Below are 15531 nucleotides of genomic sequence, written 5' to 3'. Positions count from 1 at the left end.
TAAGAGTTAATAGTTAGGGATGAAACTCCTATCGGAATTTCTAAAAATATATATTTTCAAATTCAGCTCAATCTAAATTTATTCCTAAACTATTAACTCAAAACTCTTAACTCTTAACTATTTATTAATCATTCCCATAACTATTTTTTCAGATGTTATTGGTAGTGTTCTTATATTAACTTTTGTTGCATTGTATACTGCATGTGCTAAAGCTGGAGATGGCGTATTAATAACTATCTCTCCAATAGACTTAGCTCCAAATGGCCCTGTTTGTTCATAGCTTGATTCAAATTCAACTCTAATGTTTCCAACATCAAGTCTTGTAGGTATTTTATATTGAAGGAATGAATCATTTCTCATCTTACCCTTTTCAGTGTAAGTAATATCTTCATAAAGTGCCATACCTATTCCTTGCGCTATTCCTCCTTCTGCTTGGATTCTAGCTAAATTAGGATTTACAACAGTTCCACAATCCACTACTGCTACATAATCAATTATATCAACTTTTCCTGTTAGCTTATCTACTTCAGTTTCAACTATTCCAACCATGAATGGAGGTGGTGAAACTTCTGAATAATGTGATTCACTTTCACTTATAGTATTAAATCCGCCAACTAAAGTATTATTTGCTATATCAATTAAACTTATTTCCTTTTCATCTACTAGTGAAAATACTTTTTTCCCATCAAACTCTAAATTATCAATTGAGCATCCAAGTGCCTTTGATGCTTCTTCAATAATTCTTTTTCTCATCTTTTCACAAGTTTTAATAACAGCTCCACCTGTTATATATGTAGTACTAGATGCATAAGAACCAGTATCATATGGACTTTGGTCTGTATCAACACCATGTACAATTATATTATCTATATCACATTCTAAGCAGTCAGCTGCCATTTGAGCTAATATTGTATCACATCCTGTTCCCATATCAGCTGCACCAATCATTAATGTATAGAATCCATCATCATTAAGCTTTATTTCAACAGCCGCAGTATCTACTGACGATATCCCTGACCCTTGCATAGCCATAGCAACCCCAACAGATCTAACCTTGCCATTCCCCATATCTCTACAAGGATATTTATTATCCCAATCTATCATTTCTTTAGCTCTTGATAAGCATCTATCTAATGCACAACTATTGGCCGGTTCATTATAATATGCAGGCATTATTTGCCCCTCAGCAACCATATTCATTTCTCTCAGTTTAATAGGATCGATATTAAGCTTATCTGCAAGTTCATTTACAGCTGACTCTAAAGCAAACAATCCTTGAGTTGCGCCATAACCTCTATAAGCACCAGCTCCCATAGTATTTGAATAAACAACATCATATTCAAATTTATAAGCCTTTGCTCCATTATAAAGAGGCATTGATTTATGACCTGATAATCCTACAGTAGTCGGTCCATGATCACCATATGCTCCTGCATTAGATAAAGTATACATATAAATGGCCTTTATTATACCATTTTCATCTGCTCCTAATCTAACCTTTATCTCCATTTCATGTCTTGGACTACCATTAGTCATACTTTCTTCTCTTGTATAGACTATCTTTGCTGGTTTTCCAGTTTTCATTGTAACTATCGCTGGGAATATTTCAGCAACAACACTTTGCTTTGCACCAAATCCTCCACCTATTCTCGGTTTAATTACTCTTATTTTAGACTTTGGAATATCTAATGCATTTGATAATATACGTCTTACATGGAAAGGAACTTGAGTTGCACTTGTTATATTTAATCTTCCATATGTATCAAGTTCTGTAAATGCTCTGAAAGTTTCCATCATAGCTTGGCTATTTGCTTTTGTATGATAAGTTTGTTCTATTATATGAGCACATTTATTTAACTCTTCTTCTACATCTCCATAAGCAAAGTCACCCTTTGAACATATATTTCTATCTTTATCTACATTAATCCAGTCATTTAATGCAATAAAATCATCTTCTGGATGAACTATAATATCATTATCTATAGCTTCCCTAAAATCTAATACTGCATCTAAAACCTCATATTTAACTTTAATTAAATTTAATGCTTTATTTACTGCCTTTTCATTTTCCCCAGCAACTATTGCAACAGGATCTCCTACACATCTAAGTCTCTTATCTAAAATCAATCTATCATATGGACTTGGTTCAGGATAAGATTGACCGGCTGTTGTAAATCTTTTTTGTGGAACGTCCTTATAAGTTAAAATACATTCTATACCTGGAACTTTACTTGCTATGCTTACATTTATATCCTCTATTAAAGCATGAGCATGAGGACTTCTAAGTACTTTAACTATTAAACAATTACTTGGAGCTATATCATCTGTATAAACCGGCTTACCAGTAAGTAATGACATAGCATCCTTTTTTCTTATACCTTTATTAACATATTTCATTATTAGTCCTCCTTTTTAGCTTCTAAGAAATTCTTAATTGCTCTTAATTGGCTCATATATCCTGTACATCTGCAAAGATTCCCAGCTAAATAATGCTTAATTTCATCTTCCGTTGGATTAACCAATTCATTTTTCATCGCTAATACATTCATCACAAATCCTGGGCTACAGAATCCACATTGCTCTGCTCCTTGATCTGCCATAAAAGCACCAAATTCTTCTGCTTCCTCTCTTAATCCTTCAAGAGTAGTCACTTTCTTTCCATTTGCCTTCATAACAAGAGTGCTGCATGATAAAACAGGTTTTCCCTCTAAATGAACTGTACATAAACCACAATTTGCAGTTTCACATCCTCTTTTTACACTAAAGAAGCCCTTACTTCTTACATAATCAATTAATAACATATCTGCTTCTACATTGTCTTGAAAAAGTTTATTATTTATCCATAGTTTAATTTCCATAACTTCCTCCTGTAATTTCAGAAATTCCTCTGTTTATAAATACCTTAGCTAATATTTGTCTATACTCTTTACTTCCTCTCATGTTACTATCAAATTTAACATTTTCTATAACATATTTAACTACGTCATCAATTTCTTTTTGTGTTGGAACTTCACTTAAAATTTCTGTTGCATTTACATTCATAGCTTTTTGAGGTCTAGCTCCAATTACAATATTCCACTTATTATCTAATCTAGATATAGCAACTGCTAAAGTAGGAATATCAGTTGCACTGTTTCTATGAGTTAAATAAACAGCCTTTCTATTATCTTTCTTTATTATAATTCTTACTAAAATATCATTATCATAAGGCATGTCTCTATATTTAGTAAGAGGAATAATTCCACCATTAAATAATTCTACATATGTATCTAATGATAAAAGTGCTGTTAATATATCTGAAAATCCAAATCTTGAATAAATACTTCCACCAATAGTAGCGCAATTCCTAAATTGAACTCCAACTATATGTATAACTGATTTTGCTATTATCCCATTAAAATAAGAATTTAAAGATTCATTAACTTCTAACTGTCTTAATGTGCACATACAGCCTATTTTAAAATATTCTTCGTCTTCCTCTATTTTGTCTAATCCTAATTCTGATAAATCAATGGCAGTTTGAATGTTTCTTCCACCCATCTTTAACCAGCCTATTCCCCCTAAAATAACATTGTTCTTTTTTTGATTTAGTTCATAAGCTTCTTCTAAACTTTTTGCTACTACATAATTCCTAATCGTAAACAATTTTTTCTCCTCCTATAGACATAACAAATGGGCCATATCAAATTATTCGATATAAGCCCTTTTTATATTTTTTATACACTTACTGCTTTATTTTCTACCTTATCTTTTGGTAATACTAAATTTAATATTGTTGCTATAACGAATGTCATTATTATACCATTTTGTGCAAATATGTTGCTAACCCAAGTTGGTAATTGTGCTAAGGCTTCTGGAACATTACCTATTCCAACACCAATTCCTATTGCTAATGCAACTATTAAGCCGTTTCTACCATCTAACTTTTCTCTAAATAATGACTGTAATCCACTTACAAATATCATAGCAAACATTATAACTGCTGCTCCTCCTAGAACTGATTGTGGCATTACTGAAAGTACTGCACTCAATTTTGGGAAAAATCCAGCTAATATTAAAAATACTGCCCCAGTCATAATAACAAATTTATTTACAACTTTAGTTACAGCAACTAGTCCAACATTTTGGCTAAATGAAGTATTTGGAGCAACTCCAAAGATAGCTGCTATAAAACTTGAAACTCCATCAGCAACTACACCACCTGATAATTCTTTGTCAGTTGCTTCTCTATCAAGTCCACCTACTGCTATTGCAGAAATATCCCCAATTGTTTCTACTGTAGTTGCAATATACATTATTGCCATTGAAATAATTGCATCTAACCTAAATTCAAATCCCATAGCAAATGGTTTAGGTAAACTTATCCATGAAGCTTCTTTTACAGCTGTAAAGTCAACCATTCCCATTACTATTGATAATATGTATCCAACTATTATTCCTATTAAAATAGCTGATGTTTTTATAAACCCTTTAGTAAAGTTTTGTAATACTATTATTACTAAAATTACCACTGTTCCAACTATTAAATGTTTTGGTGATCCAAAATCAGCTGAACCAGCTCCACCAGCAAAATATTTAATACCTACCGGAAGTAATGAAAGTCCTATTGAAATAACAACCAAGCTTGTTACTATAGGTGGAAATAATTTTCTTAATGGCTTAATGAAGAATCCCAAAACCATTTCTAATACTGCCCCAACTAATGAAGCTCCCATTATAGCGGAATATCCATACGTTGCACCTATAGCATTTTGTGTTCCTATAAATCCTGAACTTGTTCCCATAACTACAGGTAATCCACTTCCTACTCTAAAAAATGGATATAATTGAATTAATGTTGCAATCCCTGCAACAAACATTGAATTTTGGATTAACATTGATTTTGTTTCTAATGGAATATCTAAAAGCCCACATACTATAATAAGTGGTGATACATTTCCTAAGAACATTGCTAATACATGTTGAATACCTAATGGAATAGCTTGTTTTAAAGGTACCCTTCCTTCTAATTCATAAATACTTCCTGTTTTCATCCTAAATCCCCCTATAAGTATTAATATAAATCGCGAATATTTTTTATTTTTCGTGCATTTAATGTACGTAAATCCTACTTCATGATTCTATCATACTTTTTCTAATTTGTGTATAAAAATATATTTATTTTTAGCTTTTTTTGAAATTTTTAGGTTAAAAAATATATTTTAACGGCAAAAACACAAAAATTAAAAGACAAACTACCTTTAATAGTTTGTCTTTTGCTTTTTCAGAAAAAATTTAATTTTTAAGATTATTTTTCGTTTTTTACTTTATATATTCTAAAAGTACCTTTATGGTTCCACCACAAGCCATCCCTAACTTTGCTGCTACTGAATTAGATAAATCATAACTTTCAATATATGATTTTTCTTGCTTTATTAATTCTAAAGCTTTTTCGTATGCAGCATTTTCTACACTTCCACCACCAATGCTTCCGATCAATTTCTTATCATCTGTAACTAGCATTTTTGCACCTACTCCTCTAGGAGATGAACCTACTTTATCTAAAATGCTTACCAATACCATCTTTTTATTGCTTTCATTAATAGTATTTAATATTTTTTCATCTACATTTGATAAATTACTTTTATTTTTTATTTCTATAATTTGCGCTGCTATACTTATTGCAATTTCAGCAGGCGTTTGAGCTCCTATATTTAATCCAATAGGTGCATGAATTTTTTCAATTTCTTTTGAACTATATCCTTTTTCCACTAACTGTCTTACTGAATTAGCTACCTTTGCTTTACTACCTATCATACCTAAATATTTATATTCTTTATTTAAAATTGATTCAATACATATTTGGTCTGCTCTATGTCCCCTTGTTACAACCACAAAATAGGAATTATTATCATAGTTTATCTCTTCAAGAGCTTCATTAAATTTCTTACATATTACCTTATCTGCTGATGGAAATCTTTCAGTATTTGCAAATTCCTCTCTATCATCTATTACTATAACATTAAAATCTAACATTTTTGCGACTTTATATAACTCTAAAGATATATGTCCACCACCACAAATAACTAATTTAGGCTTAGATGCAATCTGTTCTAGCATTATTTTATAAGAGTTATTAATATCAAATACTTTGTTAGTTTCTTTTAAATCTAAATTCTCAATAATCTCTTTATATTTTTCTCTATCTCTTTCATCCTCAAATATAAATTCATTATCAACTTTTAATATTTTCTTACCTATATCTAAATCATTAACGGATTCTAAAATTGTAAATATAAATAAATCTTTTTTACTCAATAAATTTTCTTTTACTACTTTGTAAAATTTCCTTTTCATACCTGCCCCCCGGAAGTTATTATATTTAAATTATTATTTATCTAAAACATATCCATATGCTCTTATTTTTCCATCTTCTTTTTCAAGATAAACACCTTGAATTTCTGGCGCAAATCCTGGGAATCTATTAATTCCTTCCTCTAAAATTGAAAAATATTTTTGAGCAACATTATTCCATCTTTCACCTGGAACTACACAAAATACTCCTGGTGGATAAGGAAGAGCTCCTTCTAATGCTATTTCTCCAACTATATCACTTAATGGAACTAACTTAGCATTATTTCTTTTTAGTTCAATACTGGCTTCATTTGGATTTATTACATATTCTGGCAAATAATCTTTTCTAAATAATAATTTTTGATAAGTTTTTGCATCATTTTTCTTATAAAAATCATGCATTTCTTGACATAATCTTCTTATTGTATATCCTTTATAACGTTCTTCATATTTAGCATAAAGTTTTGGTAAAACTTCATTTAATGGAGCATCTTCTTTTATAAGATTTTCAAATCTTACTAAATGATCCACAAGACCTTTCATTTTTGAAGTACTTTCTGCTGGTGTTAATAAAAATAATATTGAATTTAAATCATTTTTTTCAGGTACAACTCTATGATCTCTTAAATAATTAGCAAGTATTGTTGCTGGAATTCCAAACTCTTCATACTCACCAGTTTCTACATCTATTCCCGGAGTTGTTAACATAAACTTATTAGGGTCTACAAAATATTGATTTTCTCCATATCCTTCAAAAGAATGCCACTTTTCTCCCGGATAGAATTTAAAGAATTCTATATTATTCGCTATTTCTTCTGTAGGATAATCTTGCCATGGCTTTCCATTAACCACAGGAGGTATAAATGGTTTTAATAATTCACATCTTTCTAATACATCTTTTCTTGCTTCAACTCCAACCTTTATACAATCTGCCCAAAGTTTCTTTCCTGCCTCTCCATCTTGCATTCTTGCATTAACATCTAATGCTGCAAATAGTGGATAAAATGGACTTGTTGATGCATATAGCATATAAGCATTATTAAATCTTTTATGATCTACATAACGTTTTTGTCCTCTAAGATGACTATCCTTTTTGTGAATTTGAGATGTTTGTGAAAACCCTGCTTGTTGCTTATGAATAGATTGAGTAACTAATATTCCTGGATCATCAGGCTTTAACTCTAATAATAATGGTGAACACTCTCTCATCATTGGTATAAATTGCTCATATCCAACCCAAGCAGAATCAAATAATATATAATCGCAAAGATGCCCTATTTTATCAACAACTTGTCTTGCATTATATATAGTTCCATCATAAGTTCCAAGTTGTATAACAGCTAATCTAAATGGTCTTTTTTCCTTAGCTTTTTCACTATCTACTTTAGCTGCTTCTTCTCTTAAGTATTTTTCATCAAAACAGTGAGCATCTATTCCTCCTATAAATCCAAAAGGATTACGTGAAGTTTCTAAATATACTGGCTTTCCAGCATTTGAAACTAATGCTGAATTATATATAGACTTATGATTATTTCTATCAAATAAAACTAAATCTCCTGGAGAAACTATTGCATTTATTACTACTGAATTAGAAGTACTTGTTCCATTCATTACGAAATAAGTCTTGTCTGCATTATATACTTTAGCAGCATAAGTTTGAGCTGACATAGCTGGACCTTCATGTATTAATAAATCTCCTAAGTCAACATCCGCATTACATATATCTGATTTAAATATATTTTCGCCAAAGAATTCATACATAGCTCTTCCAGCTGGATGCTTCATGAAATATTGACCACCTTGATGCCCTGGACATGCAAACTGTAAATTTCCTCTTCTTGAATATTCACTTAAAACATCAAAAAATGGTGGCAATATCTCTTCTTCATATTTATCTGCAACCTTATTTAACTCTTTACTAAATTCTTCCTCATTCAATTCATTGATCTGTATTATTTTATGTACTTTATTTTTAATTTCATTATCAAATTCATCTGTTTCTGCTAATACAAATATTTCTATTCCAAATCTTGTATCATATATATCATTTATACTTTCTATATCACTTTCATTTACTACAGCAGCTGCTACATCAGTATAATCAGTTGTACCAACTTCTATGGTCTCCCTATCTGTAAAAAAGTAATTTCTAGTTCTTTCGGTACAAGCAATCTTTAATGATTTCATGCCTATTCCCCCAATCTTTTTAGTTTATATATTTATAATTTACCTAATTAGTAAAATATATTATAATATAGTTTATTAATTATCATCATAATTATATAGTTAGCATTTTTCAAAGTAAATGATATAAACTCAATATATAAAAAATAATTTTAATTTTGGTCAAATATTTATAATCATTTACATTATTTTATAAAAATAGCTAGATGATTAATCACCTAGCTTACTTCTACTTATTATTTTTTCACATATTGTCTTTTAATTTTTTGAGACGTTGTCTTTTCAAACTCATCTTTTCTTATATATACTTTATTAATTCTTTTATAGCTTGGTAATTCCCTATTATATTTATCAACAATATTTTGAATTTCCTCTTGAACATTTTTTACTTTCTTTTTGTCTAAATAATCATAATCTGGAAATACCTCTGCTTTAATTACATCTTTCTCTTCACTAACTACAATTTCTTTAAGCATTCTATTCTCTAAAAGTCCATTTTCTAATTCTTCTGGCGATACATTTTCACCATTAGCTAAAATTATAAGATTTTTTCTTCTTCCAGTTATATAAAGATAATTATCTTCATCTATATAACCTAAATCCCCTGTTTTAAGATATCCATTAACTAATGTTTCTTTTGTCTCTTCAGGCATTTTATAATATCCCATCATGACACTTGAACCTTTTACGTATATTTCTTCATCTACAACTATAGCTTCACAATTTGCTACAAGTTGCCCTACAGATTCTTTTTTTACTTTTCCAGGTAGATTAGTACTTATTACAGGAGAACATTCAGTCATACCATAGCCTTGTATTACATCTATTCCAAACGCCTTAAAGCCATCAATATACTTTGGATTCAAATATGCACCACCGCTATAAATAGTTTTTAGTTTTCCTCCTAAAGCAGCCCCTGCAATAAGCTTTTTAGGTAACATCACACTAGCATCCATAAGTTTGTTATACAATCCTTCTATTACCATAGGCACAAGGCACATTACTTCTGGTTTAAATAAACTTAAATTTTTAGAAAATCTTATCATAGAATCATTTATACATATACAAAGTCCACAATATATGCCCTTTAATATATCCATAGTAAAACAAAAAACATGATTGATAGGTAATACTGTCATTGATACGGTTCCTGGTTTAAGTTGCATATCACAAACTGTTGCATTATCAGAAAGATTTCTATGATTAAGCATTACCCCCTTACTTTTTCCTGTAGTACCTGATGTAAATAATATTGTACAAAGTTTTTCATTATCAATATCCATTGAAAATGGACCCCTATTATCCTCCATTATTTCATTCAATGATAAAGCAAATTCATTATTAAGACTTTCTGTCATTGAAATTATATGTTTTATTTTGTGGCATTTTTCCTTAACTGCTTTAGCTACATCTATTCTATTATTATCATATATTAAAACTTCTGAGTCAGACCTTTCTATAAGTTCACACACATCACTTACTGGTAATTTATCATCTATGGGAACAATCACCCCACCAGAATTCACAACCCCAAAGTAACTTATAATCCATTCATAAGATGTAGAACCTATTATTGCCACATGTTTTCCTAACATGTTTAAAGACTTTAATGCATTACTTACAGTTTCACTATCCTCTTTTAAATCCCTATAACTTCTAGTTTCAATCTCTTTTTTACTAATTTTATATTTAAATGCTACACTATCACCATAATTACTTGCTGCATAATTAATTATATCTTTCATATTTTTAATATCGTTCATCAATATCCCCCCAAGCTATAGATATTATATATTCTTTATCCCTTATACTTACCTTTTCTTGTTTAAACCTAAATCCATTTAAGTTGCAATCAATATCATCTTTAATATCAAATTCAATATTTTTAATACCATAAGATAATCCATGACCTATATTTTTTAACAATGCTTCCTTCAAAGTCCATATTCTAAAAAAATATTCATTTCTATCCATGTTTAAAGAACTTAATTGAATTTTTTCTTTTTGTGTTAATGCTTTATTTACTATAAATTTATTAGCTTCCTTAATATCCTCAATATCGATACCTACATTTCTTTCACTTATAATACAAACAACAATATTATCACAATAACTGATACTAAAAAAAGGAGAACCTTTTTTTAAACATGGCTTTCCATTTAAACCAATCATATACTTCAGGTCCTCTTTCTTTAAACGAAACTCTTTTATTAAATTTTCTTCTAATAAATTAAATGCAGCTTTATGAAGTTCTTTGTTTTTTTGTACCTTTGAAAGATTTTTATCTAAATTAACTACTTTATGCAAATACATTTTCTTCTTTAAAATTACTTATATAATCTAGTAAATCTGCTATTGAAATAAGTTTAACTATTTCTCTTTCATCTAGCTCTACATCAAATTCCTCTTCTATTTCTCCTATAACACTCATAAATTCATAAGAATTTAATCCTAAATCTTCAGCTAATCTTGTTTCTAACTTAATTTCATTACTATCCATATCTATATAATCACTTAATATATCTTTAACTTTATTAAATATCATAATAACCTCCACACTTATACACTTTCAATTATTTCCCCAATACTCTTATAAGGATTTTTAATTCCTTCAAATAAAATCTTACATATATAATAATACATATACTCTAATTTTTCTGGCGTAACTCTTCCGGTTTTATATTCAAAACTAAAGTTCAATCCATTATCATTTGATCTATGCATTACTGTTAAATATAGAGTATGTGCACAAGCTCCATTCGAATACCAATTGGTTTTATAATCAATACCACTAAAATCTATAGTTTGGCCAGTTCTTTGTTTTACGTCTTTCATAGTTAAAGGCTGATAAGTTAAACTAAGTGGCTCATAAGTTTGACCTGGTTCATTATTATAAAAGCTTGTTCTATAATTTAAGTACTCAACAGGATTATAATTAGCATGTCTAAACAGGTTGTTTTGAGCTTCTCGTATTTTTTCTATGCCTTCCATAAATGTTTCTTCTTTATTAACAATTGTTCTACATGGGAAACAATGCACTCTTGTTCCACCACTTTTCTTTTCTGATATTGTAGCTCTTCTTGCTACTGTACTCATTATTGAAACATCATCTTGATAGTTAAATTTCTGAAGATAAGTTCTAAGACCCATAATTAATAAACAAACCATCGGTACTTTATTATTTTCACAAAACTCTATTAATCTATGTGATGGCTCTGCTTCTAAACTAAATACTGTAATATTAGCATCTACATTATCACTTACATTAGTAACATTTCTTACACTATCATCACCACGTTTATGTCTTTCTTCTAATAATCTTTCTATTCCATTAATATCATTGTAAATCGGTTCTGACATTTCAATTAACTTTTCAAAAAACACTCTATCTCTTTCCTTAAATTTAGAACCTGCCTCATATTCTAAATCTTTTTCTAGCTGATTTATATATGAAGCCATATTTTGGGGATATTCTACACCTTCATATCTCTTATGGCAATAAATTTCAATTATATCCTTCATAAAAACTATTAAGCTTTGAGCATCCATAGTCATATGATCTACTAATAAATATATTCCCTTATAATTATCCGGAGTAATAATCATTACTATCCTATTTAATGGCTTATCTTCTCTATCAAATGGAGTTTCTGTCCACTCTCTCATTTTAGCCTCAGCATCTTCCATTCTCCATGATGAAAAATCAAAAAATTCAATATCTCGTTCTTCCTTGTCTGCTACATATTGAAATACATTTCCTTCTGAATCAGTAACAAACCTAAGCCTCATAGATTCACATCTTGAATAGGCTTCATATATAGATTCCTTTAAAATATCAAAGTTAATATCTTCTTTTATAGTTAAGCTTGTACCTATATTCAATACTTGCTTTTTAGGACAATATCTCAATGTAAAAAAGTGTAGCTTTTGTGCATATGTTAATGGATATAATTTTTTCTCTGTCATTTCGTTAATCATTAATAATCACTTCCTTATTTGATAAGTATCTTTCTATAAAATCTTTAACTTTTTTTTCATAATTTATTGTGTCCTTATAGTAAGATTCAGCATGTCCTGCATCTTTAACTATAAGTAATGCCTTTGGCGAAGCACAATTTTTATATATTTCTTTACTCATACTACATGGAACAAAGGTATCATTATCACCATGTATAAATAGTATTGGAACCTTTGCTTTCTTTACTTCTTCAGCTGAATTACATTCATTTAATCCATATCCAGCAATACTTTTACTAATACTATTTGCTATATTAATTATTGGATACGGTGGTATATGGTACATGTCCTTTAAAACATCAACAAATACTTCCCAAGCTGAAGTAAATGCGCAATCAGATATAATGCCCTTTACATTGTTAGGAAGTTCAAGTCCACTTGCCATTAATACCGTAGCTCCTCCCATTGAAATACCATGTAATAGTATTTCACAGTCATCACCAAATCTTTCTATAATATAACTTATCCAACATAATAAATCATATCTATCCAAACATCCAAAACCAATATACTTTCCTTCACTTCTTCCATGAGCTCTAGCATCTATCATTAAAATATTAAAATTCATATCTAAATAAAATTTTGATATAGCAGCATGGTCACTTATTCCTGCATTACTTGAATATCCATGTAAACAAATAACTATTTTTTTTGAATCGTTTTTAGGAAATAATATACCATGTAATTTTAAGCCATCATTTGACTTTACATAAACGTCTTTATGTTCTTGATTAATAAGCCAATCTTTCCTCTTTTTAATTTCAGGAATATACTTAACCCAATTAGTTCCTGACATCTTTTTTGTTCTTTCAACATCAGCCCTTCCCCTTACTAAAGTTCTTTTTAGTAAGTATGAGGCTATTGCAACTTCTCCTACTGTAAAACATACTACTCCACCAATTAATAATTTCCTTATCAAATTACACCTCTCAATTAGTGAAATTTTGGCCAAAATTTACTTATATTATTTTTTATTAAACTCAAATAAATCTTTATCATCCAATATATCTGCTACTGCAGAATCATATTGCTTTAGTTTTCGTATTGCCATTTCTAAATTATTTATTGTATTTTCGATTTTCTTTTTTATATATTCTGTATACCTACACATTAAATCTCTGCGCTCATCTATAGTTTTATCACCTTGTAGATATAATTGAATATATTCTTTTATATTTGAAATAGGCATATCAATATCTCTAAGATTCATAAGCAGTCTTATCCATTCTAAATCTTCTTCTGTATATTTTCTTACACCATTTTCACCTTTTTTTACAAATGGTGTTAATCCTTCTTTGTCATAATATCTAAGAGTATATATTGAAATATTAAGTTTTTTTGATGCATCTTTAATCAAATATTCCATTTTATCCCTCCCATTAGTTCATTATAAGTGGTAGAGTGTACTCTATGTCAAATAATATATTCTTTCCTTAATCATCAAATTAATGATTTTTTCGATAAATTTCCTAGGAAATATCCATAATACTTTAATACTTTTTGTCATCTAAACCTTTACTTTGATTATCAAATATTTTCAATAAAAAAGAGAAAATAATTTTATTAACTATTTTCTCTTCTATGCTAATATGTAATTTTATTTTCTTATTTATCTTTTTTAGACTCTGGAAGATTATCTGCTACATACTTATGAATCTGATTTATATGTCTATTATTTAATCCTATAAATTTAATATTATAAAGATATGTATCATTTTTATAACTAATTCTTTTTTTTAATATCTTAGCTTTTGATGAGTATGATTGTCCTTCTATTTTGAATAACACCCGTATATCCTTACTTTTTATATTTTCATCGGTCTCAATCAACATCCCACCTGAACTAATATCAATAGTATTAGCACTATATTTTGCACTTTCTGCTGGTAATATAGTATATTTTAAATCTAATATTAAAGGTAATCTATTACTTTTTCTTCGTTGTTTTTCTTGTATTTGTGAATTTATTTCTCCCCTATAATATACTATTTGTCCTCGTACTATTTTATTTGTGATTAATAATTCTGTTGTATATAGTGACTCTGATGATATAAATTCTATCCTAATTATAGTATCTTCTTTAAATCTAACTATTTGATATTCATCTGTTGGACATCTAAAAATTACTTCTCTCTCATCAAAGCTTTCAACATATGTTGTGTATTGCCTCCCATTATATCTTACTCTTAATGATAAATTTAAATCATTTTTTAATTGCTGTTCATATTTTTTAATCGACTTATCAATATTTTTAATCGAATTCTTATTAAATAAGCTTAACATAATTCCCCCTACCTCTTTTATTCTAATATAATTACCCATTTTACCTTTAAATTATAATTTATTCCATTTTTATTATATATTATCATTAAATATACAATCAAATAATTTATTTATAATATATCTATGTAGTAGTACATTCAAATTCAAGGAAATAAATGTTAATAGCTTATTAATATATCAATTAGCAAAATTGTGAATATTAAAGTCCTAAAAATGCAATACTCATTATGTTATTTTATTATTTCTTGTGGATTATTGAATCCATACTTAATATATTATAAAATTAAATTAATAAATTATGGTATATAAATATCTATACATCCTTTTATATACTTTTAGGAGGCTTTATTATGTCAAACGAAAAACCATTACCAGCTTGTCCAGTAGAAACTACATTATCCCTTATAAGTGATAAATGGACTGTTGTAATTATTAGAGATTTATTAACTGGAACTAAAAGATTCAATGAACTAATGAGATCAGTAACTGGAATTACTCAAAAAGTACTTACTAGTCACCTTAGAAATATGGAGGCTAATGGTCTTTTAGTGCGTAAAGTTTATCCTGAGATACCTCCTAAAGTTGAATATACTCTTACCGAAACAGGCTATAGTTTAAAGCCAATTCTAGATGCTATGTATACCTGGGGTGAGAACTATAAATCTAAAAATATATAATAAAAAAACAAAGTGACACTTATAAAAGCATCACTTT

At 28.8% G+C, this 15531-nt stretch carries 14 protein-coding genes; 1 reads left to right on the top strand and 13 read right to left on the bottom strand.

The window, feature by feature from the left end; genetic code table 11:
- Positions 1–117: 117 nt before the first annotated feature.
- The 13 genes from HCG70_RS02150 to HCG70_RS02090 form a co-directional block, all read right to left on the bottom strand.
- Entirely contained in the window at positions 118–2397 is a 2280-nt protein-coding gene (locus HCG70_RS02150) for a xanthine dehydrogenase family protein molybdopterin-binding subunit (protein WP_042402338.1), read from the bottom strand.
- A 2-nt stretch (positions 2398–2399) separates the two neighbouring features.
- Positions 2400–2858, bottom strand: a complete 459-nt coding sequence (locus tag HCG70_RS02145; protein WP_042402340.1) for a (2Fe-2S)-binding protein — start codon at positions 2856–2858, stop codon at positions 2400–2402.
- Positions 2848–3645, bottom strand: a complete 798-nt coding sequence (locus tag HCG70_RS02140; RefSeq protein ID WP_042402342.1) for a xanthine dehydrogenase family protein subunit M — start codon at positions 3643–3645, stop codon at positions 2848–2850. Before HCG70_RS02140 ends, HCG70_RS02145 begins: the two co-directional genes overlap by 11 nt.
- 71 nt (positions 3646–3716) lie before the next feature.
- Entirely contained in the window at positions 3717–5033 is a 1317-nt protein-coding gene (locus HCG70_RS02135) for a uracil-xanthine permease family protein (RefSeq protein ID WP_042402343.1), read from the bottom strand.
- Positions 5034–5301: 268 nt separating this feature from the next.
- Entirely contained in the window at positions 5302–6336 is a 1035-nt protein-coding gene (locus HCG70_RS02130) for an XdhC/CoxI family protein (protein ID WP_042402344.1), read from the bottom strand.
- 33 nt (positions 6337–6369) lie between these two features.
- Complete coding sequence (gene speC / locus HCG70_RS02125) at positions 6370–8520, bottom strand: ornithine decarboxylase (RefSeq protein WP_042399711.1); 2151 nt, start codon at positions 8518–8520, stop codon at positions 6370–6372.
- 233 nt (positions 8521–8753) lie between these two features.
- On the bottom strand, positions 8754–10280 hold the full coding sequence (locus tag HCG70_RS02120) for an AMP-binding protein (RefSeq protein WP_042399714.1): 1527 nt from the start codon (positions 10278–10280) through the stop codon (positions 8754–8756).
- Complete coding sequence (locus HCG70_RS02115; RefSeq protein ID WP_042399717.1) at positions 10267–10824, bottom strand: 4'-phosphopantetheinyl transferase superfamily protein; 558 nt, start codon at positions 10822–10824, stop codon at positions 10267–10269. The genes HCG70_RS02120 and HCG70_RS02115 overlap by 14 nt, the downstream gene beginning before the upstream one ends.
- Positions 10817–11062: an acyl carrier protein gene (locus HCG70_RS02110; protein ID WP_052330704.1), complete on the bottom strand. Its 246-nt coding sequence runs from the start codon at positions 11060–11062 to the stop codon at positions 10817–10819. The genes HCG70_RS02115 and HCG70_RS02110 overlap by 8 nt, the downstream gene beginning before the upstream one ends.
- 14 nt (positions 11063–11076) lie before the next feature.
- On the bottom strand, positions 11077–12495 hold the full coding sequence (locus tag HCG70_RS02105; RefSeq protein WP_221697439.1) for a condensation domain-containing protein: 1419 nt from the start codon (positions 12493–12495) through the stop codon (positions 11077–11079).
- Positions 12488–13453, bottom strand: a complete 966-nt coding sequence (locus tag HCG70_RS02100) for an alpha/beta hydrolase (protein ID WP_042399720.1) — start codon at positions 13451–13453, stop codon at positions 12488–12490. The genes HCG70_RS02105 and HCG70_RS02100 overlap by 8 nt, the downstream gene beginning before the upstream one ends.
- Positions 13454–13498: 45 nt before the next feature.
- On the bottom strand, positions 13499–13900 hold the full coding sequence (locus tag HCG70_RS02095) for a MerR family transcriptional regulator (protein WP_221697438.1): 402 nt from the start codon (positions 13898–13900) through the stop codon (positions 13499–13501).
- A gap of 239 nt (positions 13901–14139) precedes the next feature.
- On the bottom strand, positions 14140–14817 hold the full coding sequence (locus tag HCG70_RS02090) for a flagellar brake protein (RefSeq protein WP_042399726.1): 678 nt from the start codon (positions 14815–14817) through the stop codon (positions 14140–14142).
- A gap of 350 nt (positions 14818–15167) precedes the next feature.
- Here HCG70_RS02090 and HCG70_RS02085 point away from each other — a divergent pair, with 350 nt between their 5' ends.
- Positions 15168–15494, top strand: coding sequence for a helix-turn-helix domain-containing protein (locus HCG70_RS02085; RefSeq protein WP_042399729.1), 327 nt, complete (start codon positions 15168–15170; stop codon positions 15492–15494).
- Positions 15495–15531: the final 37 nt, after the last annotated feature.

The sequence above is a fragment of the Clostridium sp. K04 genome (assembly GCF_019734375.1).
In the GTDB taxonomy this organism is placed as follows: Bacteria; Bacillota; Clostridia; order Clostridiales; family Clostridiaceae; genus Clostridium; species Clostridium saudiense.
Note: the sequence above shows the minus strand (reverse complement) of the source record. Positions and strands in the feature narration are given on the sequence as shown.

Excerpts from the sequence above, each read along its gene's own strand:
- HCG70_RS02085 (WP_042399729.1), top strand. The coding sequence starts at position 15,168 with ATGTCAAACGAAAAACCATTACCAGCTTGTCCAGTAGAAACTACATTA.
- HCG70_RS02090 (WP_042399726.1), bottom strand. The coding sequence starts at position 14,817 with ATGTTAAGCTTATTTAATAAGAATTCGATTAAAAATATTGATAAGTCG.
- HCG70_RS02145 (WP_042402340.1), bottom strand. The coding sequence starts at position 2,858 with ATGGAAATTAAACTATGGATAAATAATAAACTTTTTCAAGACAATGTA.
- HCG70_RS02135 (WP_042402343.1), bottom strand. The coding sequence starts at position 5,033 with ATGAAAACAGGAAGTATTTATGAATTAGAAGGAAGGGTACCTTTAAAA.
- HCG70_RS02095 (WP_221697438.1), bottom strand. The coding sequence starts at position 13,900 with ATGGAATATTTGATTAAAGATGCATCAAAAAAACTTAATATTTCAATA.
- HCG70_RS02120 (WP_042399714.1), bottom strand. The coding sequence starts at position 10,280 with ATGAACGATATTAAAAATATGAAAGATATAATTAATTATGCAGCAAGT.
- HCG70_RS02110 (WP_052330704.1), bottom strand. The coding sequence starts at position 11,062 with ATGATATTTAATAAAGTTAAAGATATATTAAGTGATTATATAGATATG.
- HCG70_RS02130 (WP_042402344.1), bottom strand. The coding sequence starts at position 6,336 with ATGAAAAGGAAATTTTACAAAGTAGTAAAAGAAAATTTATTGAGTAAA.
- HCG70_RS02105 (WP_221697439.1), bottom strand. The coding sequence starts at position 12,495 with ATGATTAACGAAATGACAGAGAAAAAATTATATCCATTAACATATGCA.
- speC (WP_042399711.1), bottom strand. The coding sequence starts at position 8,520 with ATGAAATCATTAAAGATTGCTTGTACCGAAAGAACTAGAAATTACTTT.
- HCG70_RS02150 (WP_042402338.1), bottom strand. The coding sequence starts at position 2,397 with ATGAAATATGTTAATAAAGGTATAAGAAAAAAGGATGCTATGTCATTA.